Here is a 19687-nt window from a genome sequence, read left to right as displayed (position 1 = left end):
CACCGTGCGACGACCGCGCACGGATCCGTCGGCGGCGACGAGGGCGGCCGCGATCTTGGTGCCGCCGAGATCGATGCCGAGGACCGCCGTCATGCGACCCGGTTCTCGAGGGTTCCGATGCCGTCGACGGTGATGGCCACCGTGTCACCCGGCCGGATGGCCGCCGCGGTGTTCGGCGATCCCGTCAGGACGACGTCGCCGGGCTCGAGAGTCATCCAGCGCGTGACGTGCACGAGGGTGGCGACGATCGATGAGGAAGTCCGGCCGTGCTCGAACGCCGCTCTTCCTTCCCGTTCACCGAGACGACGATCGACACGTCTTCGAGGTCGGCGAGCTCGGTCTCGATCCAGGGGCCGAGGGGGTGTAGTTGACGCCCGCCTTGCTCTGGAAGTTCTTCTCGTCGACCGCCGCCTGGGTGACGTTGGTGACGTCGTTGCCGATCGTGAAGCCGAGGACGTGGTCGAGGGCGTTCTCGGGAGAGAGCGCCGAGGCGCGCCGGCCGATGACGACCGCCACCTCGCCCTCGGAGACCACGTCTCCGATGCCGGGCGCGATGACGATCGCGGCGCCCGGCGAGGCCACGCCACGCGGCGACTTCAGCCAGGCCTGGATCGGGAGCGCGTGCGATCCTGCCGCATTGTGGGCGATTCCGACCAGGGCGCCCGGCTCCACGGGAGCCAGGAGGACGGCGTCGTCGACGCGGTAGCTCTCGCCGGCCGGCTCGAGCGACTCGAACGGGTCGGCGACGGCGAACCACGCGCCGTCGCGCAGGACGACGCTTGTGGCGCCGCCCTCCGTGGCGAGGCGCGCGATCCTCACAGGAGCCCCGCCGTCTCGAGGAAGGACGCGACGGTTCGGGTCTCGTCGGCATCGAGCGGGACGTACGGCTCTGACGTGCGAGGCGAGTCGATGACGCCGAGAAGATGCAGAGCCGCCTTGAAAGCGCCGAGAGCCGACGACGCCGGCCCCATTCGCACCGGATCGCCCGCGGTCACGAGACCGAACATCGCGAACAGCCGCTCCTGCTCGGCACGCGCGGTGTCCCAGTCGTCCTCGCGGGCGGCGGCGAACAGGCGGACGTAGCCGGCCGGATCCACGTTGCCCAAGCCGGGCACGGCCCCGTCGGCTCCGAACGACAGCGCCGCGTCGACAGTGAGTTCGGAGCCGGTCAGGATCGCGAAGTCCGCCACATCCGACGCCGCGGTCGAGAGAATCACCCGTCGGAGGCCCGCGTCGTCGCCGCTGCTGTCTTTCAGCGCGCGGATGACTCCGTCCGAGGCCAGGCGGGCGACGAGCTCGGCGTCGAGCTTCGTGCCCACCGACACGGGGATGTCGTACGCCACGATCGGGAGCGGGGTCGCCGCGGCGAGGAGCCGGAAGTGCCTCGCGATCTCGGCCGGGTGGGTCCGCGTGTAGAAGGGTGCGGTGGCCACGGCCGCGGTCGCGCCGAGCGCGGCGGCCTGCTCCAGGTGCGGGAGGACCCGCGGCGTCGTCGTGTCGATCACCCCGGCGACGACCGGCACCCGGCCACCCACCGCGTCGACCACGGTCTCGATGACGACTCCGCGCTGCTCGTCGGTCAGGAACGCGACCTCACCGGTCGACCCGAGCACGAAGAGACCGTCGACGCCGCCCGCGAGGAGGTGCTCGGTCAGGCGGACGAGCGAGGTCGTGTCGACCTGACCGTCCGGCGTGAGCGGGGTGCAGAGCGGAGGGACGATCCCCGAGAGGATCTGGTCGTGCGGGCTGGTCATGGTGATGACGTCTACTTTCTGCTGGAGAGGGTCGGGCTCACGCCGCGGCGTCGGCGCGGGCGCGCGGCGGGGCACCGTCGAAGTCGTGCCGCCGGAAGTCGGTCGGCCACGAGGCGTCCCGGTGGATCAGCCGCTGCAGGCGCGCCGGGACGTTCAGCCCGATGAGCAGGATCACGACGAAGGTCAACGCGAACGAGATCACGGCCAGCGCGGTCCCCAGCGGCAGGGTGCGCGCGATGCTGGCGCCCAGCACGGGAGCGACGGCGCCGCCCAGGGCACCCACGTTGTACGTGAAGCCGAGCCCGGCGGCTCGCTGCTCCGCCGGGAAGAACCCGCCGATCCACTTCGGCAGCAGCCCGGCGATCCCCTGACCGAAGACCTGCTGGACGAAGAGCAGCACACCGAGGAGCAGGAGGCTGCCGCCGCCGACGGCGAAGACGGGGAAGATCACGATCTGCGAGATGAGGAGGCTCACGACGTAGGCGCGCCTGGTGCCGAACCGGTCTCCCGTGAAGCCGGCGACGATGCAGCCGACGGCCGCTCCCAGCCCCGCGAAGAAGAGCGTGTTGCTGACGGCGGCCGGGTCGTACCCGAGCTCGGACTTGAGGTAGGTCGGAAGCAGCGACTGGATCGGCCAGGAGTACAGGAAGGCCGCGAACACCGTCACCGTCAGCCCGAGCGCGGCCGGCCACCGGCGCCCGGAGAACTGGACGATGTACGACACGAAGATGGCGCCCACCACGACGGCAGCGACGACGACGGGGGCGCCGCCGGGCAGGGTCTGCGTGAAGATCAGCGCGAGCGTGACCATCGCGACGAGCGCGGTCACGGCGTTGACCAGGCGCCGCGGCCCCGCGAAGAGGACGGCGAACACGTTGGGGGCGGCACTCTCGCCCGCTTCCCGGCGAGGGACGACCGCGGGAGACTCCGGCAGGCTCTTGCGCAGCCAGATGGTGATCGCGATCGGCACGATGCCGAGTGCGAACAGCGCCCTCCAGCCGAACTCCGGCACGACGAAGCGGTAGGCCTCCGCGGCCACGACGGTGCCGATCGAGTACCCGGAGATGAGGAAGCCGCTGGCACGGTTCTTCAGCCGAGGCGGCCACGACTCGATGACGTAGGTCGAGCTCGCGCCGTACTCGCCGGCCATGCCGAGCCCGACGAGGAGCCGCGCGGCGAAGAGCACCCAGTAGGCCGGCGCCAGAGCGCAGGCGACCGACCCGATCGAGAAGAGCAGGATGCTGACGATCATCGCCGTCTTGCGGCCGAAGCGATCGCCGAGGGCTCCGATGCTCAGCCCGCCGAACCACCGGCTGATGAACGCCGCCGAGATCAGGCTCGCGCCCTGCACCGTCGACAGGTGGAACTCGGACGACACCTCGGTGAGCACGAGGGCGATGATGACGAAGTCGAACCCGTCCAGGAGGTAGCCGAGCCAGGACGCCCAGAAGAGCTGCCACTGCTTTCGATCGATCTGCCTGTACCAGGGCTGAGCCACTGCGCTGTGCTGCATCATCCCGCTCCTTTCGAGGACATCGGACGTCTGATGTCTTCGCGCAACGCTAGCAGCGCCTCGACGGCGTGGCAAGCGGGTCAGCCGAGGAGTGCGGGCCCGACGGACCCGCGCAGGACGAGCTTCGAGTCGGGAGGCCGGGCGCCTTCGCCGGCGGCGCCACCGCCCTCCCCGTCGAGGAGGACCTCGACGGCGCGCTCCCCCATCAGGCCGAGCGGCGTCATGACCGTCGTCAGCGGGGGCGACGTGAAGTCGGATCCGAAGATGTCGTCGAAGCCGATGATGCTGAGGTCGCGCGGAACCTGCCCTCCGGACCCCTGGACCCCCTGCAGGAGACCGATCGCGATCAGGTCGTTGTAGGCCACCACCGCGGTCACACCGGAGGCGACGACCCGCTTCATCGCATCGCGGCCGCCCTCGATGGTCGGAGCGCTCGACGGGATCTCGACGATGCGCATCCCGCGGCGCGTCGCCCCGTCGAACAGGACGTCCCAGCGAGCGCGACTCATCCAGGCCCGCTGCGGGCCGGAGAGGAACGCCATCGACCGGTGCCCCTGGGCCGCCAGCAGATCGAGCGCCTCGCCGATGCCCGGCTCCAGCCTCGGAACGATCGAGTCGACCCCTGTAACCTCGCGGTTGATCACGACGAGCGGCTTTCGGTCGGAGAGCTCGCGGATCTGCTCATCGCGAAGGCGTGTCGTCACCAGGATGAGCCCGTCGACGGAGGGGATGACGCGATCCGCGGTGCGCGCTTCGCGATCGGCCGACTCCTGAGACTCGGAGAGGATCATCGTGTACCCGCGATCGGCGGCGGCGCGCTCTGCGCCCCGCACCACCTCGAAGAACATCGGATTGGTGAAGTCGGCGACGAGCATCGCCAGCGTCGAGGTACGGCCCGTGGGGAGGAGCGCGCCATCGGGTTGAGCCGGTAGTGCAGCTCGGCGGCAGCGGCTTCGACCTTGAGGCGCGTCGTGATGGTGATCCTGCCCGGCTTGCCGAGCGCGCGCGACACGGTCGACGGCGCGACACCGGCCAGCTTCGCGACGTCGTAGATCGTCGCCGCCGGCCGAGGCGTCCGCCCCCGGCCGGCCGGCTCCTGCGGGCGGACGGGGTCCGTGGTCACGGCCGGGTTCTTCCTCCGCCGGAGGCGTTCCCGGTCGACGCGGCACCGGCGAGAAGACGCTCCGGGAACGTCTGGTCGTACACGGTCTGAATGATCTCAAGGGTCTTGAGGGCCTCGTCGGCACCGATCCAGAAGGGCTCCTCCGACCGGATCCCGGCGTAGAAATCGGAGATCAGCGTCTGGTGCGAGATGCCCCAGTACGCTCTCTCGCCGCTCGCGGTGACCGGCTCCGCAACGACTTCGGTGGTCCCGTCCGCGTAGGTGACGGTGAGGTCGCCCCGCAGGCTCAGGTGACCTCGCTCGGCCACGATGTCGACGGTCACGGTCTCGTTGGCGACGTGCGCGAGCGTGGCGTAGAAGACGCTCCGGGCGCCGCTCGCGTGAGTCAGGACCAGGTCGGCGGTGTCCTCCACCTCGATCGTGTCTCCGAGTGCGCGCGTCGCGACGCCACCGGTCACGCCGACGACGTCCCCGACGAGCCACTGCACGAGGTCGAGGGTGTGGATCGCCTGGTTCATGAGGAGTCCGCCGCCGGCGGTCTCCCACCTGCCCCGCCACGGGCTGGCCTCGTAGTACTCGGGAGTTCGATGCCAGACGACCGTTGCCGCAGCTCCGGCGACAGGGCCGAGGACACCGCTCTCGAGCACCTCTTTCGCCCGCTGGACGGGCTCGTTGTAGCGATTCTGGAAACAGACCGCGAGCTTGGCCGTCGAGCGCTCGGCCGCCTCGACGAGGGCGCGACCCTCGGCCACGCCCGTCGCGAGCGGCTTCTCGAGGACGACGTGGACTCCGCGATCGAGGGCGGCGATGGCCATCGGCGCGTGCTCGACGTGAGGCGTGCACACGTGGACGGCATCGGGGACGACGGCGTCGAGGAGCTCGTCGATGCCGCCGAACCCCGGCACGCCCCACTGCTCGGCCGTTGCGGCCAGGCGGCCCGGATCGGTGTCGCACACGGCGACGAGTTCGACGCCGGGGATCACGTCGAGAGCCGCGAGGTGGAGCGCCGAGATGTCTCCGCAACCGATGACGGCGACGCGGGTCGCCGCCTCGGCAACCGATGGATGAAAAGTCACGATCGAGCAATCTCCCTTGAGTGGGACGCCGGCGTCGCACGCGCTGGAACTTCGAAAAGCACGGCGTCTCGTGGCAGCCTAGAGAGATGCCGCTCGAATGGCAACCGGTTGACACAGCGTGGTGGCCGCACGTCGAGGCGGTGCCTTAGCCTCGAGAGATGACGTCCTCACCTCCTCGCCGCGGCCGTCCGCCCGTCTCGTCGCGGGAGGCTCTCGAAGAGATCGCCTTCGACCTCCTGCTGCGCGATGGCTACGAGGCCACCACCGTCCAAGCGATCATGGCCGCCGGCGGCGTGGGTCGGACGACCTTCTTCCGGTACTTCGGCTCGAAGGGCGGGATCGTCTGGGGAGAGTTCGACCGCGCCGTCGAGCGACTGAAGTCCCGGCTCGACGAGCGTGGAGAGACCCCGGTCATGGCGGCGATCCTGACCGCCGTGGCGGAGTCGACACGGCTCTCCCGAGAAGCGGCACCCGACACCTGGCTGGATCGATTCCGCGTGCTCGACGAAGATCCGGCCCTCCGGGGAGAGAGCGCGGAGCACTGGCGCATCTGGGCCGGCGCGATCGCGGCGTTCGTCGAGCAACGGACCCAGCTTCCGGCCGAGTCGGTCGTTCCGGCGTCGATCGGCGGAGCCGTCCAGGCCGCCTACGTGGCCGTCCTGAGGCAGTGGGTCGCCGATCCCGCGGCCGTCGACCTCTCCCAGCTCGAGACCCGGCTCGCGCCCCTGGGGCAAGCGCTTCAAGCCCTGCTCGAAGCGTCCGTCTGAGGCATCCGACCGGTCTCGGAAGACACTCAGCATTCCCGACGTATTCTTTTCGGTACGAGGTACCGTAAATAGCTTGACCGTGATCCCACTCTCAGCGGTGCCCCGTTCGAAGAAGAACGAAGGAGCAGCACATGGGTCGTCTCGACGGAAAAGTCGCGATCGTCACTGGAGCATCCCGCGGAATGGGCGAGTCCCACGCCAAGCGGTTCATCAAAGAGGGCGCGAAGGTCATGCTGACCGACCTCAACGAGGAGTCGGGCCAGAAGCTCGCCGCAGAACTCGGCGACAACGCCCGCTTCACCAAGCAGGACGTCACCAAGCTCGAGGACTGGACCCGCGTCGTCGCCGCGACCGAGGAGGCGTTCGGCCCGATCACGATCCTGGTCAACAACGCCGGAATCCTCGGCCCGGTCACGACGACGGTCGACCTCGACGAGGAGGCCTACCAGAAGGTCATGTCGATCAACGCCGACTCCCAGTTCCTCGGCGCCAAGTCGGTCATCCCCTCCATGCTGAAGGCGGGCATCGGCTCGATCGTCAACATCTCGTCGCTCGCCGGCCTGCGCGCCAACTACGGGTTCCCGAGCCTCGCCTACGTCGCGAGCAAGTTCGCGACGCGCGGCATGACCAAGGCCATCGCGGCCGAGTACGGGGCGAACAACATCCGCGCCAACTCCGTCCACCCCGGATTCATCAACACGCCGATGATGGTCGAGGCGACCGACGAGGGCGGCGGCGACGCACTCAAGGAGATCTTCCTCGGGCGCCTCGCCGAGGCCGACGAGGTCTCCTCGCTCGTCCTCTTCCTCGCCTCGGACGAGTCGTCGTACATCACGGGTGCCGAGCACAAGATCGACGCCGGAATGTCCGCGCACTAGTCGTTCGACAGCACGCAAGGCCCGCACCGCATCGGCGGTGCGGGCCTTCGTCGTCTCAGCAGAGACGTCGGGACGGACACGTTCGCACCTGAGAAAACACCGACGATCATGTTCGTGACGAACATGTTCGTTACACTCGCATGCATGGCATCCCCCACCCGCAGCCGCCGAGAGCGGCCCGCCAAACCGCCGCTGTCTCGCGACTGGATCATCGCCGCGACCATCGAGATCATGCGCAGCGAGGGCCTCGAGAAGGCAACGATGCGTCGAGTCGCCCAGGCCCTCGACACCGGCCCGGCGTCCCTGTACGTCTACGTCGCCAACACCGCAGCGCTCCACACCGCTGTCCTCGACGACCTCCTCGGGTCCGTCGAGCCCGCCTCCGAGGGCGACTGGCAGTCCCGGCTCGAGGCTCTCCTCACCGACTTCGGCCGGGTGCTCTTCGCCTACCCCGGTCTCGCGCGGTCCGCTCTCGTGCTCCGCCCGACCGGCCCGAACGCGATCCTGCTCTACGACCGCCTTCTCGGCCTGCTCCTCGAGGGCCGCATCGAGCCCGCCCGGGCGGCCTGGGGCGTCGACCTCCTCCTGCAGTACGTCACCGCCAACGCCGCCGAGCACAGCGCGCCTGCTCCGAGCGACGTCGATACCGCCGCCTCTGACGCGGCCGAATGGGACGACCTGACGCGAGCGCTCCGCACGGCGAGCCCTGAGATGGCGCCGCACGTCGCCGCTCACGCCGAGGCCATCCTCGGCGGCACCCCCGAGCAACGCGTCGACTGGGCCCTGCGCGCCCTCGTCGCCGGTATCGCCACCACGGCGCTGCCCGACTCCCGATCCTGACCGACCACCACCTCAAGGAGCACCGACCATGACAACGCACTATCCCATCGCCATCATCGGAGGCGGCCTCGGCGGCCTCGTCACCGCGCGCGTCCTTCACGCGAAGGGCATCGACTCCGCCGTCTTCGAGCTCGAGGCCGACCGCCACGCGCGCGTCCAGGGCGGGATGCTCGACATCCACGAGGAGAACGGCCAGAAGGCGATCCACGCCGCCGACCTCTGGGAGCCGTTCACCGCGCTCATCCACGAGGGGGCGAGGCCATGCGCATCCTCGACCACACCGGAGCGGTCCTCCGCGACGAGGCCGACAGCGGCGACCGGGGCCGCCCCGAGGTCGACCGCGGCCAGCTCCGCGACCTGCTCATCGACTCGCTCCCCGAGGGAACCATCCACTGGGGATCCAAGGTGACGGCGGTCCGCCCGGTCGACGACGTGGCCGGACGACACGAGGTCGCCTTCGCGAGTGGAGAGACCATCACGACCGATCTCCTGATCGGTGCCGACGGCGCCTGGTCGAAGGTCCGCCCGCGCGTGTCCGACGCCAGGCCCGCCTACACCGGCATCTCCTTCATCGAGGCCGATCTCTTCGACGCCGACGCGAGGCACCCCGCCGAGGCGGCGGCGATGGGTGGCGGAATGCTGTTCGCCCTTCGCGGCGAGACCGGGATCCTGGGGCACCGCGAGACCGACGGCAGCCTCCACGTCTACCTCGGGTTCACGGCCGCCGAAGACTGGGCCGAGTCGGTCGACTTCGGCGACTCCTCCGCCGCCACGGCCACCGTCCTCGACAGGCTCGACGGCTGGGACGACGCGCTCCGCGGGATGATCGGCAACGCCGACACGCCCCTGACCGCGCGCGCGATCAACGCTCTCCCGCTCGGCCACTCGTGGCCGCGGGTCGCGGGCGTGACGCTGCTGGGCGACGCCGCGCACGTCATGTCCCCGTTCGCCGGCGAGGGAGCGAACCTCGCCCTGTACGACGGGGCTCTCCTCGCGCTGGCGATCGCGGATCACGTCGGCGACACCGAGGCCGCTCTCGCCGCCTACGAAGCAGACCTCTTCCCTCGGGCGGCCGAGGCGGCTGCACAGTCGCAGGAGAGCATGGGGATCATCTTCCGCGAGGACTCCCCGAAGGGCCTGGTCGAGATGTTCGCCGCGTTCGACGAGCAGAAGGCTGCGACCTCCGGCGAGTAGCCCTCGGCGGGCCGCGACGACGTTTCAGCCCGCGACGGGATACGCGACGAAGGCGAACCGCTCGCTGTCGGGGCTCCAGCTGTTGACGTTCAGCGTGCCCTGCCCGCCGAACAGCGGGTAGGTCGCGATCGGAGCAGCCCAGTCCGCGGTCGCGACGAGCCGCACCTCGACGTCGAGATCGGCCGGGTGGCCGACGGTGCCGGCGGGGAAGGCGATGTAGGTGGCGAAGCGTCCGTCGGGCGAGGGTGCGGGAACCAGTCGACGGTTCCGGAGGCCAGCAGCCTCTCGACGGAGCCTCCGCCGTCCGCGATCCGGGCGAGCTGCGCGTGCCCCGGTTCGGTCGTGAAGCCCTCGGTGTTGAAGTAGATCCAGGCGTCGTCGGCGGACCACTCCGGCCCGTCGATGTGTTTCGGGCCGATGTCGACGAGCGAGCCGGGTGCTCCTCCGCCGGGCGACACGATGAGCCGGCCCGGCTCGTCGAAGCCGCCGAGCTCGACGTACGCGAGCCGCGTGGCGTCGCTCGTCACGCCGTGCAGGAAGTGCCACTTCCCGTCGTCGGGCGAGACACGGGTCACCGCCCCACCGGTCACGGCGCCGCGGTAGATGTGGCCGTCCGTCGCCGACAGGAACACCCACCGGCCGTCGCGCGACAGCACGTGGTCGTTGTTGATGGCCGGCAGGTCGTCGAACACCACCTCTTGCAGCGCGGAGGGCGAGCCGACATCGAGCCGCCACAGCTTGCCGTCGCCGTTCAGGAAGAGGGAAGCGCCGTCAGCAGACCAGTTGGGAGCCTCGATCAGGATCGCCGAGGTCTCGTAGAGCAGAGTCGCCGGGCCGCCTCCGGCCGCGGCCACCCAGACCTCGGAGCGCTGGCCGGGAGCGAGTTGCCTGTAGTCCATCCGTGCACCCTAGCAACGCGTGCGCTGTGCCCAGAGTCCTCCTCGGTCTCATCACCCTCGCGGCGGACGCCGGGTGACAGCGGCGCCGGCGTGGTCCAGCATGAGGGGGTGGATGACGACGGCGACCCCGACGCGATCCTGCTCGACCGGATCGCGAGCAGGCTCGGCGGAGGTGCGGCTACGGCCACGGAGTTGCCCGGCGGTTTCGTGAACGTCACGCACCGGCTCCGTACCGCTGACGGCCGCGACGTCGTGGTCCGGTTCCCGCGGGACCGTCTGCGGGCCAATGAGTATCCCGCGGAGGTCTGGGCGATCCGGGCTGCCCGAGCCGTCGGCGTTCCCATCGCCCCACCGCTCGAGGAGGGGCTCGAAGACGGAGTGCCGTTCCTGGTCTCCGACTACCTGCACCCGGCCGAGCAGGGCGTCGAGCGGCCGTGGTCCTGGCTCGGCGGCTACGCGCGCGCTCTGGGCGACATCGACGTCCGGGGTGCGCCGGCCTCGCTGTTCTCCCGCTTCGGCCGAGATCTCGAGGCGGCGTGGTCGTCGCACGTGCGGTACAACCGCGACGCGCTCACCCCCGACGACCTCCTGCTGCGAGACGGCGCCTACTCCGCGCACGCGCTCCCGTTCCTGCGTCGACAGCTGGACGACCTCTCCGCCAGACGCTTCCGCTTCGGGCTGGCCCACGGGGATCTCGCCCCGCGGAACCTCCTCTCGCGCGGCGCCGATCAGCCTCCCGTGCTTCTCGACTGGGGTGCGGCGACGACGGGGCCGACCCCGTGGACCGACGCGCAGCGGGTTTTCGAATGGGCCTTCTGCGAGCGAACGATCAGCAGGTCGGCGTACGAGGAGTTCGCGGCCGCGGCGGGTGTGAACGGTCCGACCGACGAGCGGACGCTGCTGTCGATGGTCGTCCTGCACCTCCTGGACGTGACGCGCTGGGCTCACGACCGGCGCCCGGACCTCTACGACGACTACGTCGCGCGTTGTCGATCCGGGCTGGACATCCTCGAAGCCCTGGTCTGAGCCCGCGGGCGTGAGCCGCTTCCGCAAGGCCGAGGCCGAGGGCGAGGCCGAGGGCGGGGTCAGCGTCGCCGGGCGCGCCGCCCTCGCGCGGGTCGAAGCCCGGCCGCCCGCAGTCGGCGCCGCCGGACGGCGGTGACGATGCCGAGGACGACCATCACGGCGCCGTACGCCAGGAGCGCCCCGGCGAGCGCGGGGATGAGCCAGGTGCGCGATCCGTTGACCAGCTGGTTCACGTAGCCGAGCTTCGGAATGCTGTACCAGAGCGTGCCCCGGATCTGCGCCGGCGCCACCGGGTTCGAATCGGGCGCGGCGTTGTTGTCGCCCTTCAGCACGAAGGTCTTCGAGCCGGTCGACGACGAGGTGATCGAGACGACGCGGTGACTGATGACGGCGGGCTGTCCGGAGACGATCTGGTAGGTGACGACGTCTCCCACGTGGATGTCGTCGACGGGCGTCGGCCGCACGATCAGCAGGGTTCCCGGTGGCAGCTTGGGCTCCATCGACTGCGTGAGAACCGTGAGCGGTGTCGAACCCGTCGTCTTCGGGACGACGATCAGGATCAGCGCCAGGCCGCCGATCAGGAACACGAGGCCGACGCTCACGCCCAGGTTCACCGCGTGCAGGACCGCCCGCCATCCGGTGCGCTCGGGACGCGGCGCGCGCTCACGGCCGGTGTGCTGCGTCAGCTTCCGCATCGGATCGCCCGGGCGCCGTTCTGCACGAAGAGGGTGACCGTTCCGGTGGCGGCGACGGTCGTGGTCGGGTTGTACGAGCTGTCGAGCACCACGACGTTGACGGTCGTCGCGCCGTCGGCGGCGAGGGTCTTGGAGATGATGGTCGACGAGAGCGGGATGACGCCGGAGAAGCCCTGCTCCTTGTCGCCGACCATCGTGCCGTTGATGTAGGCGCCGTAGTACGTCGCGAGCGGGCGGGTCGACGTGGTCCAGGAGAGGTCCACGTAGTTGCCGCCGTGGTCCACGCAGCCGAACGTCGGTGTCGCGGCCGAGGTGTTGAGGTAGAAGCCGCCCTGGATGACACCGGTGGTCCAGCTCCCGGTGGTCATCGTGAGGTTGATGTTGACGTTCGTGGTCGCCGAGGCGGGAGCCGACGAGGTCGGCGTGCTGCGGATGCACCAGGTGGAACTCGCGCCGGCGGCCAGACTCGACCCCATGCTGGGAAGCTGCGCCCAGGTGCCGCTGACGGAACCGGCTCCGACGGCGGCGGCCGTCGTGCAGGCCGCCGTCGAGGCGACGGGCCAGGCCTTGACCGCGACCGCCTGCGCGAGTGCCACGGAGCTTCCGGAGACGACCGAGACGGTCGTCGACACCGTGCCGGGAGTGCTGCCCGTATTGGCGAACGTCACCGCGTTGGTGACCGTGGTCACACTCGACGAGAAGGTCGTCGTCATGGCGCTGGTCCCGCTGATCGTCGCGGACATCTTGCCGATGGTCACGCTCGAGGCCGCGGTGGCCGTCGCGCTGTAGAGGGCCCAGGCCGCGGTCGAACCGGCCCCGAGCAGAACGGCCACGATCGCGAGGGTGGCGACCACTCGGATCCTGATTCCCGACAGCGGGTGGCGAGAGGCCCGGCGCGCCCGCGTCATGTCGTCACCTGGGTTCCCGTGACCGTCAGGGTGAAGTTGGTGACGGCGCCCGCCACCGACTGGGGAGCGTCGGCGTCGAGGTCGAGTTCGACGCAGCCGACTCCGCTCGCGCCGACGGGAAGCGTGTAGTAGCCGGCACCCGTGTCGAAGGCGGCGACGCGGCCGGATGCTCCGCCGAGCCCGGTCTTGCAGTCGGCGGCCGAAGCGACGACCGAGAGGCGCAGGGTCAGTTCGCCGAGCACGGTCGCGTCCGTGGCGCTGGTGGCGTAGGCGACCGAGGTGGCCGTGGTCGAGACGCGCATCGACAGCGGAATGGTGCCGGAGTTCTTGACCGAGAAGGTGCCGGTGACCCCGGTGCCCGGAGCCAGCGACGACGCGTTCATCGTGGAGAGAGCGCTCACCTGGACGGCGGCGGTGCCGGAGGTGACGGTCGAGGCGTTGGTCGAGGCCTTGCCGTTCCAGAGGGCGTACGTGCCGCCGATGCCGGCCGACCCCGCGACGACGAGAGCGACCAGGATCCCGGCGGCGATCCAGATCCCTCGACGGCGGCGCGGCGCCGCGTGGCGCCCCGTTCCGATCGTTGGCTCTGACATTCCCGTTCCCCTGGTCGCTGCTCATTCTGCCCGATCGGGCACTGTTGCCGGGCTCCCGCGAGGCGAAAGCCCGGCCTCGGCTCAGGAGCCGATGGTGGTCTGCGTCAGCGTGAACGCGAGGGCGCCGATGTTCAGCGTTCCGCCCTGGCCGGTGGTCGCCGAGGCCGGCAGCGAGATCGTGAAGACGACCTTGACGGTGGAGGTGGAGGCAGACGGCGACACGACGAAGGTGTTGGCGGTCGACGAGGCGACGACGGAGGCGCTCGACGAGGTCACGGCGAGGGTCTTGGTCGTGGCGGCGAGCAGAGCCGCGTCGCCGGTGATGCTCTGGCTGGCGTAGGTGAGGTTCGCCTTGAGGTCGTTGCCGGTCGCGGCGACGGTGAGGGTCTGTGTGAACTGGTACGTGTTGCCGGGGACCATCAGAGCGGTGGACGGGTTGATCGTGGCGGAGCGGCCGTTGGTGATGTCGGTCCAGGTGCCGTCGTTGTTGGCGCTGAGCGACAGCGTGCCCGAGCTGACCGACGAGGCGGCGCTGCTGGCATTGGCGTTCCAGAGAGCGAAGGTTCCGGCTCCACCGAGGAGGAGGGCGATGCCGGCTGCTCCGGCGATTGCTCCGGTGATGATCTTGTTCATGGGGAGAGTCCGTTTCTGCGCAGGCTGAAGCGCTGGGGAAGACGTCGGACGTCGACCGCATTCGGATACGGGCGACGCTCGACGGAGAGCGTGTCATCGACCTCGGGTGGTCGCGGCTGACTGGTTGCCGGGAACGGCCGCCGGGAACGGCCGCCGGGCTCCGTGAGCTGGTGTTGCTCGGGCGGGCTGGGCTCGTTCTGGTTATGACACTAGCGGTCCCCCAGAATGCGGACAAGCACTTTCATGCGCCTGCATGCACCCAGTCCGGGGTGTCCTGCACCCTGCCGACACGGCTGTACCCCGACCAGTCGGCAGGATCAGCCGCAGGCCGCACGAGTCGCGACCTGCGGCGTGATCTCAGGCTCCTCGGCGGCGCCGCCGGAGGACGATCAACGTCACTCCCAGAAGGAGCAGGACGGTGCCGACCGCGACCGGCGGCCAGACCAGCTGCGAGCCGGTGAAGGCCAGCTGCCCGCCGCCCGGGATCGTGACGGTGACGCCGCCGCCCGGGCCGGGATTCGGGGTGATGCCCGTCGGCGGGGGCAGGACCACGGCGACGCTGAGGGTCGCGACCGCTCGATCCCCGCCGGTGTCCGCCACCGAGTACCGGACCGTCGACGTCCCCGAGAACGACGCGACCGGCGTGAAGGTGACCTGACCGGTCGCCGTGTCGACGACGTAGGTGCCTTCACCGGGGATCGTGAGCCGCGTGACGAGGCCTCCGGTGCTCGGGTCGATCAGGCGCAACGACGACGGGACGAGGTGCCCCGAGGGGGCGGAGTCGTTGCCGAGGGGGTCGAGGGTCACCGGGCCGCCGTGCGACGTCGCGGTGTCGTTCTTGGCCGTCGGGGCGGTTTCCGTGACGGTAGCGGTGATCGTCGATCCGGTCGTGATGCCGTCCGTGTCGGTCACCCGGTAGCGGATAGGGTCGGCCGTGCCCGAGAACGAGGCGACGGGGGTGAACGTCACGCGGCCGTCCGAGCCGATGGCCCAGGTGCCCTGCCCCGGGACGACGACCGATGTCGCCGGCTGCCCGGTGCTCGGGTCGATCAGACGGAGGGTGGAGCGGTCGAGGGTCGCTCCGGTGCTGCTCGGCACGTCGTTCGCGAGCGGGTCGATGGTCACCGCGGTGCCCTGACCCGTCGTGACGACGTCCGGGACGGCCCGCGGCGCGGCCGCGACGGTCACCGTGACCTGCGAGACGGCCGTGTTGCCGTCGCTGTCGCTGACCTCGTACGGCGCCGTGACCGTGCCCGCGAAGCCGGCCACCGGGGTGAAGACCACGGTACCGTCGGCGCCGAGGCTCCAGGTGCCCTTGCCCGGCACGACGAGCGTGGTCACCGGGGCGCCGCTCGCGTCGCGGAGCCGGACGCTCGACGTGTCGAGCGTGGCCGTGCCTCCGGGGGCGTCGTTGTCGAGTACGTGGACGCTCGCCGCACGGCCCGACGGCACCGTCGCCGAGTCCGGCGCGGCTGTCGGGGCGGTGCCGACGGACGCGCTGAGGCTCCCCGTCACCGAGTCGCCGACGTTCGTCGAAGCGGTGTAGTCGATCGGCGTGGCGGCGCCGGAGAACCGGGCGTCAGGGGTGAACACGACCGCGCCCGTCGTGGTGTCGACCGTCCAGGTGCCTTCGCCGGCGATGACGACCCGCGTCGCGGGATCACCGGTCGCCGGATCGATGAGCCGGAGCGATCCGGTGTCGAACGTGGTGCCCGCGGGCCCGGCGTTGTCGTTGTCGAGGGGCGAGAACGGCACGGGTCGGCCGTTCGGCGCGTAGCCGGCGTCGTCCGTGGCGGTCGGCGTGTCGGGCCGGCCGACGGTGACCGTGATGTCGGCTCCGGCCTTCGCTCCGAACGTGGTCGTGGCGGTGTACGCGACCGGAGTGGCGGCGCCGGTGAACGACGGGAGCGGCGTGAACGTGACGAGGCCTGTGGAGGTGTCGACCGCGTACGTCCCCTGGCCGGCGACGACGACCTCGGTGACGGGATCACCGGACGCCGGGTCGATGAGACGCACCGACGACGGATCGAAGGCGGCCCCAGGATCACCCGTGTCGTCGTTGGAGGTCGGAGAGAAGGTGACCGGCTGGTTGTAGGCCGCGCTCACGGCGTCGTTCACACCGGATGGAGCGGGGGCGGCGTCGACCGTGACCGTCAGGTGAGCCGTCGAGCGATCCCCGTTGTCGTCGGCGACGCTGTAGGTCACGGGCGTCGCCGTCCCCGAGAACGTGGGCAGCGGCGTGAAGACGACCTCCCCGCCCGGCGTCGTCGAGTACGTGCCTTCGTCGGGAACCGTCAGGGTGGACACCAGCGCCCCGGAGTCGGGGTCGACGAAACGGAGAGACGCAAGATCGAGGGTGGTTCCGTCCGCCGAGTCGTTGTCGAGCACCGGGACGGTCACCACGTCGCCCTGGTCTGTCGTTGCGGTGTCGTCATGGGAGGTGGGCGGCCCGGCGATCGTGGCGGAGACGGTCGACGCGGCGACGGTCCCGTCGGAGTCCGTCACCTGGTACGGGACGGTGACCGTTCCGACGAATCCGGCGACGGGCGTGAACGTGACCTCGCCGGTGGCGGTGTCGACCGACCACTGCCCCGTGCCGGGCACGTCGAGAATCGCGACGGGGTTGCCGGCGTCGTCGCGGAGCCGAACGGACGAAGCGTCGAAGGTCGCCCCGGTCGACGGAGTGTCGTTGGCCAGGACGTTCGCGGTCGCCGGGCGGTCGAACGACGCCGTGGCGGTGTCGGGCGAGGCGGACGCCGGGGTGACGGCCGTCGAGGTCACGGTCGCGGTGGCCGTCTGGTCGGCGGTGTCGGGGTCCGGGGTCACGGAGGATTCGATCGCCTCGTTCGTGAGCGAGCCCGAAATCGTGGCCTGTCCGGTGACCTGGAGGGTCGCGGTGGCACCGTCGGCGAGGTTGCCGACGCTCCACACGAGGCTGTCGGGGTTCCAGGTGCCGACCGACGGTGTCGCCGCGGTGATCGCGACGCCGGTGCCGGGCTGATCCTGCACGCTGACGTCCTGAGCGTCGGACGGACCGGCGTTCCGCACGGTGATGGTGTACTGCACGGAGCGGCCCTGCCGGACGGTCGGGTCTGCCGCGGTCTTGGTCACCGACAGGTCGGCGCTGGCCTCGACGGGAACCGTCGCCGTCGCGGAGTCGTTGCCCGCAGCGGAGTCGGGGGTCGCCGAGGCGACCTGCGCCGTGTTGACCACGTTCGTGCCGGAGCCGTCGGAGGGGACGGTGGCCGTGACCAGGGCGGTCGCCGTGTCTCCTGGCGCGATGTCGCCGACCTGACAGATGAGGACCGCGTCGCCGATGGTGCAGCCGGGCGTGCTCGAGGCGGCGTCGACGAGGGAACGGGGCAGAGGATCGGTGATCACGACCCCGCGCGAAACGGACGGCCCGGCGTTCGTCGCCGAGATCGTGAACGTCACGGGCTTCCCCGCGACCGCTGTCGCCGGATCGGCCGTCTTCGTCAGCGACAGGTCGGCGTTCTGCTCGATGCTGACATCGACCGACGCCGCGTTGTTCTCGGTGTCGGGGTCAGGTGTCGGCGAGGCGATGCTCGCCGTGTTCGTCAGCGCACCGGCCGGGGCGTCGGCCGCAACGGTCGCGGTGACGGTCACGGTGGCGTCGGCCCCCGAGGCGAGGGTGGCCCACTGGCAGCGGATCGAACCGTCCGTCGGTTGGCCGCACGTCGCTCCCGGCGGCGCCTGGACGTCGGTGACCGTGATGCCGGTCGGCAGCGTGTCGTCGAGCACGGCGTTGAGGGCGTCCGACGGGCCGGCGTTGAGGGCGTGCAGCGTGTACGTCACGTCGTCGCCCGCCGTCGCCGTGGTCGGCGTGACGGCCTTCGTCACCCGGAGGTCGGCTTCGGTGTCAGCGGCGACGCTGACCGAGGACACGTTGTCGCCCGGGGTGGGGTCGGGAGTCGACGAGGCCACCGTCGCGCTGTTCTGCGCGATCTTCACGTCGGCTGCGAGCCGGACCACGACCGTCGCGGCGACCGTCGCGCCCGCTGCGATCGTGCCGACGTCGCAGCTCACGACGCCGGTGGTGACCGAGCAGGTTCCGTCGGGGACGGCGGCGGACACGAACGTCACGCCAGGATCGAGAGGATCGCTGAAGGTCACGTCGCGAGCGTCGGACGGACCGGAGTTGGTCGACGTCAGCCGGTAGGTCACCTGGTCGCCCGCGACCGGGACGGCGGGAGTGAGGGTCTTCGTCATCGAGAGGTCTGCGGAGGTCGTGACCGTTCCCGATGCGGACGCCGTGTCGTTCGAGCGGTCGGGGTCGGCGAGGGAACCCGAGATGGTCGCCGTATTCGAGAGCCCTGCGCCCGGGTCGGTGCCGGCGGGCACCGTGCCGGTCACCGTGATGACCTGGGTGGCGCCGACGGCGAGGTCGGGGACGGTGCAGGTGATGGTGCCGGACGCGGTCGCGCAGGTGGCGCCGGCCCCGGATGCGGTGACGCCGGTGAGGCCGGCCGGTACGGTGTCGGCGATGCGCACCCCGGTGCCGGTCTGCGGCCCGGTGTTGGACGCGGTGATCGTGTACGACACAGGACGCCCGGCCACGACCGGATCGGTGTCGAGCCGCTTGGCGATCGCGAGATCGGCTGCCGGCGCGATGTCGAGCGACGTGGTCTGCGTGGTGGACGTGTCGGTGTCGCCGGTGATCGGGTTCGTGAAGGTGACCCCGGCGGTGTTGGTGACGGCGGAGTTCGCCGCGCTCGTGTTCACCGTCACGTCGAAGGTCGCGGTCGTGGTCGCGGCCGGACTGAGTGTGCCCCCGCGGACGCGGTGGCGCCGTCTCCCAGCCGCACCGTGACCGTCCTGTCGCCGGCGGTGTACTCGCCCCGGTCGTCACCGGAGGCGTCGGTCAGCGTGCCCGTCCCCGATCCTGCGGTGATCTTGAGAGAGCCCGGCACGTAGGTGAGCCCGGCGTCCAACGGGTCGGCGAGGGAGGTCTGCGGTGCGGGGGTTCCCCCGCTGTTGGTCGCCGAGACGGTGTAGCGGAGGGTGTCGCCGACCTGCGCCGGGCTGTGGCCCGAGAGGTTCTGCACCGTCTTCGACGCGACGACGCACGGGCCGCTTCCGAAGCTGATGTTGTCGAGGAAGTTGCCGACCGTGGCGTTTCCGCCGGCGCTGCTGACGGCCTGGAACCCGAACCGCGTGGTCGTCTGGCCCGCGGGCACCTTGTAGGTTCCGGTGTGCGTGCCCCAGGCGGTGTTGCCGTCCGTCAGGTTCGCGCCGGACTGGGTCAGGGTTCCGCCTGGCGCTCCGATGATCACGCGCATGGTGTCGGTTCCGGCGCGGCCCCGGTGGTCGAGCGACCAGCCGAGCGTCTGCCCCGGCGTCGTCGGCACGTCTTGGAACAGCGTCGACGCCTGGGTCGCGTTGAGCTCGGCGAACTGCCTTCCGGCTGACGACGGCGTCCCGTTGAAGCCGGTCGACCAGAGTTCGATCTGGTGGTCGGTGGCGGTCGTCTGCCAGCCGGGCACGGTCGCGTCTTGAAGGAGTCGGTAGGAGGTGTCGGGGATGGCCGGCTGCTCGAAACCGCCGTTCGTGAGCGCCAGCGAGCCCTGACAGCTCGTCGGATCTTGCGCGGCAACCGCCGGGGACGTGCCGGTCACACCGACGACGGCCAGACCACCCGCCGCGACGACGGCGAACGCCGCGCCTGCCGCGATCAACCGGATCGTCTTCGCCCGTGCCCGCCGAAGCCGTGACACCCGTGACTCCCGACCGCTGACAACTGCCACGCGACATCCCCATCTTTTGGAGC

Annotated in this window: 19 protein-coding genes and 1 pseudogene; 6 read left to right on the top strand and 14 right to left on the bottom strand. The window is 70.6% G+C overall.

Translation table 11 applies throughout. The features are described from left to right. Nucleotides 1–89 precede the first annotated feature (89 nt). The 7 genes from QUE79_RS07825 to QUE79_RS07795 form a co-directional block, all read right to left on the bottom strand. Nucleotides 90–233: a fumarylacetoacetate hydrolase family protein gene (locus QUE79_RS07825; RefSeq protein ID WP_286346177.1), complete on the bottom strand. Its 144-nt coding sequence runs from the start codon at nt 231–233 to the stop codon at nt 90–92. Nucleotides 234–294: 61 nt separating this feature from the next. Then, nucleotides 295–819: a fumarylacetoacetate hydrolase family protein gene (locus tag QUE79_RS07820; protein WP_286346176.1), complete on the bottom strand. Its 525-nt coding sequence runs from the start codon at nt 817–819 to the stop codon at nt 295–297. Further along, nucleotides 816–1754: a dihydrodipicolinate synthase family protein gene (locus QUE79_RS07815; RefSeq protein WP_286346175.1), complete on the bottom strand. Its 939-nt coding sequence runs from the start codon at nt 1752–1754 to the stop codon at nt 816–818. The genes QUE79_RS07820 and QUE79_RS07815 overlap by 4 nt, the downstream gene beginning before the upstream one ends. Nucleotides 1755–1791: 37 nt before the next feature. Further along, entirely contained in the window at nt 1792–3270 is a 1479-nt protein-coding gene (locus tag QUE79_RS07810) for an MFS transporter (RefSeq protein WP_286346174.1), read from the bottom strand. Nucleotides 3271–3347: 77 nt separating this feature from the next. Further along, entirely contained in the window at nt 3348–4142 is a 795-nt protein-coding gene (locus tag QUE79_RS07805) for a LacI family DNA-binding transcriptional regulator (RefSeq protein ID WP_286346173.1), read from the bottom strand. Then, a complete protein-coding gene (locus tag QUE79_RS07800) occupies nt 4055–4390 on the bottom strand; it encodes a LacI family DNA-binding transcriptional regulator (RefSeq protein ID WP_286346172.1) in 336 nt (111 codons plus the stop codon). Before QUE79_RS07800 ends, QUE79_RS07805 begins: the two co-directional genes overlap by 88 nt. Beyond that, nucleotides 4387–5466 carry a Gfo/Idh/MocA family protein gene (locus tag QUE79_RS07795; protein WP_286346171.1) on the bottom strand — a complete coding sequence of 360 codons (1080 nt, stop codon included), beginning with the start codon at nt 5464–5466 and terminating at the stop codon, nt 4387–4389. The genes QUE79_RS07800 and QUE79_RS07795 overlap by 4 nt, the downstream gene beginning before the upstream one ends. A 158-nt stretch (nt 5467–5624) precedes the next feature. Between QUE79_RS07795 and QUE79_RS07790 the strand changes: the two genes are divergently transcribed. From QUE79_RS07790 to QUE79_RS07770, 5 genes and pseudogenes are all read left to right on the top strand, one after another. Continuing rightward, nucleotides 5625–6233 (top strand): acyl-CoA-like ligand-binding transcription factor, encoded by a 609-nt coding sequence (locus tag QUE79_RS07790; protein ID WP_286346170.1) that lies wholly within the window; start codon nt 5625–5627, stop codon nt 6231–6233. Between the two features lie 131 nt (nt 6234–6364). Continuing rightward, nucleotides 6365–7111, top strand: coding sequence for a glucose 1-dehydrogenase (locus tag QUE79_RS07785; RefSeq protein ID WP_286346169.1), 747 nt, complete (start codon nt 6365–6367; stop codon nt 7109–7111). 144 nt (nt 7112–7255) lie between these two features. Next, nucleotides 7256–7951, top strand: a complete 696-nt coding sequence (locus tag QUE79_RS07780) for a TetR/AcrR family transcriptional regulator (RefSeq protein WP_286346168.1) — start codon at nt 7256–7258, stop codon at nt 7949–7951. Nucleotides 7952–7979: 28 nt separating this feature from the next. Beyond that, a pseudogene (locus QUE79_RS26125) lies at nt 7980–8111 on the top strand (FAD-dependent monooxygenase); the annotation flags it as partial. A 101-nt stretch (nt 8112–8212) separates the two neighbouring features. Then, on the top strand, nt 8213–9145 hold the full coding sequence (locus QUE79_RS07770; protein ID WP_286346167.1) for an FAD-dependent oxidoreductase: 933 nt from the start codon (nt 8213–8215) through the stop codon (nt 9143–9145). An 89-nt stretch (nt 9146–9234) separates the two neighbouring features. On the opposite strand, the gene QUE79_RS07765 is transcribed toward QUE79_RS07770, so the two are convergent. After that, on the bottom strand, nt 9235–10044 hold the full coding sequence (locus QUE79_RS07765) for a TolB family protein (protein WP_286346166.1): 810 nt from the start codon (nt 10042–10044) through the stop codon (nt 9235–9237). Between the two features lie 108 nt (nt 10045–10152). Here QUE79_RS07765 and QUE79_RS07760 point away from each other — a divergent pair, with 108 nt between their 5' ends. After that, nucleotides 10153–11070 carry a phosphotransferase family protein gene (locus QUE79_RS07760; protein WP_286346165.1) on the top strand — a complete coding sequence of 306 codons (918 nt, stop codon included), beginning with the start codon at nt 10153–10155 and terminating at the stop codon, nt 11068–11070. Between the two features lie 59 nt (nt 11071–11129). On the opposite strand, the gene QUE79_RS07755 is transcribed toward QUE79_RS07760, so the two are convergent. From QUE79_RS07755 to QUE79_RS07730, 6 genes are all read right to left on the bottom strand, one after another. Next, nucleotides 11130–11765: a signal peptidase I gene (locus tag QUE79_RS07755; protein WP_286346164.1), complete on the bottom strand. Its 636-nt coding sequence runs from the start codon at nt 11763–11765 to the stop codon at nt 11130–11132. Further along, complete coding sequence (locus tag QUE79_RS07750) at nt 11753–12619, bottom strand: hypothetical protein (RefSeq protein WP_286346163.1); 867 nt, start codon at nt 12617–12619, stop codon at nt 11753–11755. Before QUE79_RS07750 ends, QUE79_RS07755 begins: the two co-directional genes overlap by 13 nt. A 50-nt stretch (nt 12620–12669) precedes the next feature. After that, complete coding sequence (locus tag QUE79_RS07745) at nt 12670–13266, bottom strand: TasA family protein (protein WP_286346162.1); 597 nt, start codon at nt 13264–13266, stop codon at nt 12670–12672. Between the two features lie 81 nt (nt 13267–13347). Next, entirely contained in the window at nt 13348–13899 is a 552-nt protein-coding gene (locus tag QUE79_RS07740) for an alternate-type signal peptide domain-containing protein (RefSeq protein ID WP_286346161.1), read from the bottom strand. Nucleotides 13900–14256: 357 nt separating this feature from the next. Next, nucleotides 14257–18648 carry an Ig-like domain-containing protein gene (locus QUE79_RS07735; protein ID WP_286346160.1) on the bottom strand — a complete coding sequence of 1464 codons (4392 nt, stop codon included), beginning with the start codon at nt 18646–18648 and terminating at the stop codon, nt 14257–14259. Beyond that, nucleotides 18645–19595, bottom strand: coding sequence for an isopeptide-forming domain-containing fimbrial protein (locus tag QUE79_RS07730; protein ID WP_286346159.1), 951 nt, complete (start codon nt 19593–19595; stop codon nt 18645–18647). The genes QUE79_RS07735 and QUE79_RS07730 overlap by 4 nt, the downstream gene beginning before the upstream one ends. Nucleotides 19596–19687: the final 92 nt, after the last annotated feature.

The sequence above is a fragment of the Frondihabitans sucicola genome (genome assembly GCF_030296615.1).
GTDB lineage: Bacteria > Actinomycetota > Actinomycetes > Actinomycetales > Microbacteriaceae > Frondihabitans > Frondihabitans sucicola.
The sequence above is the reverse complement of the archived record's forward strand: the minus strand, read 5'-3'. Positions and strand labels throughout refer to the sequence as shown.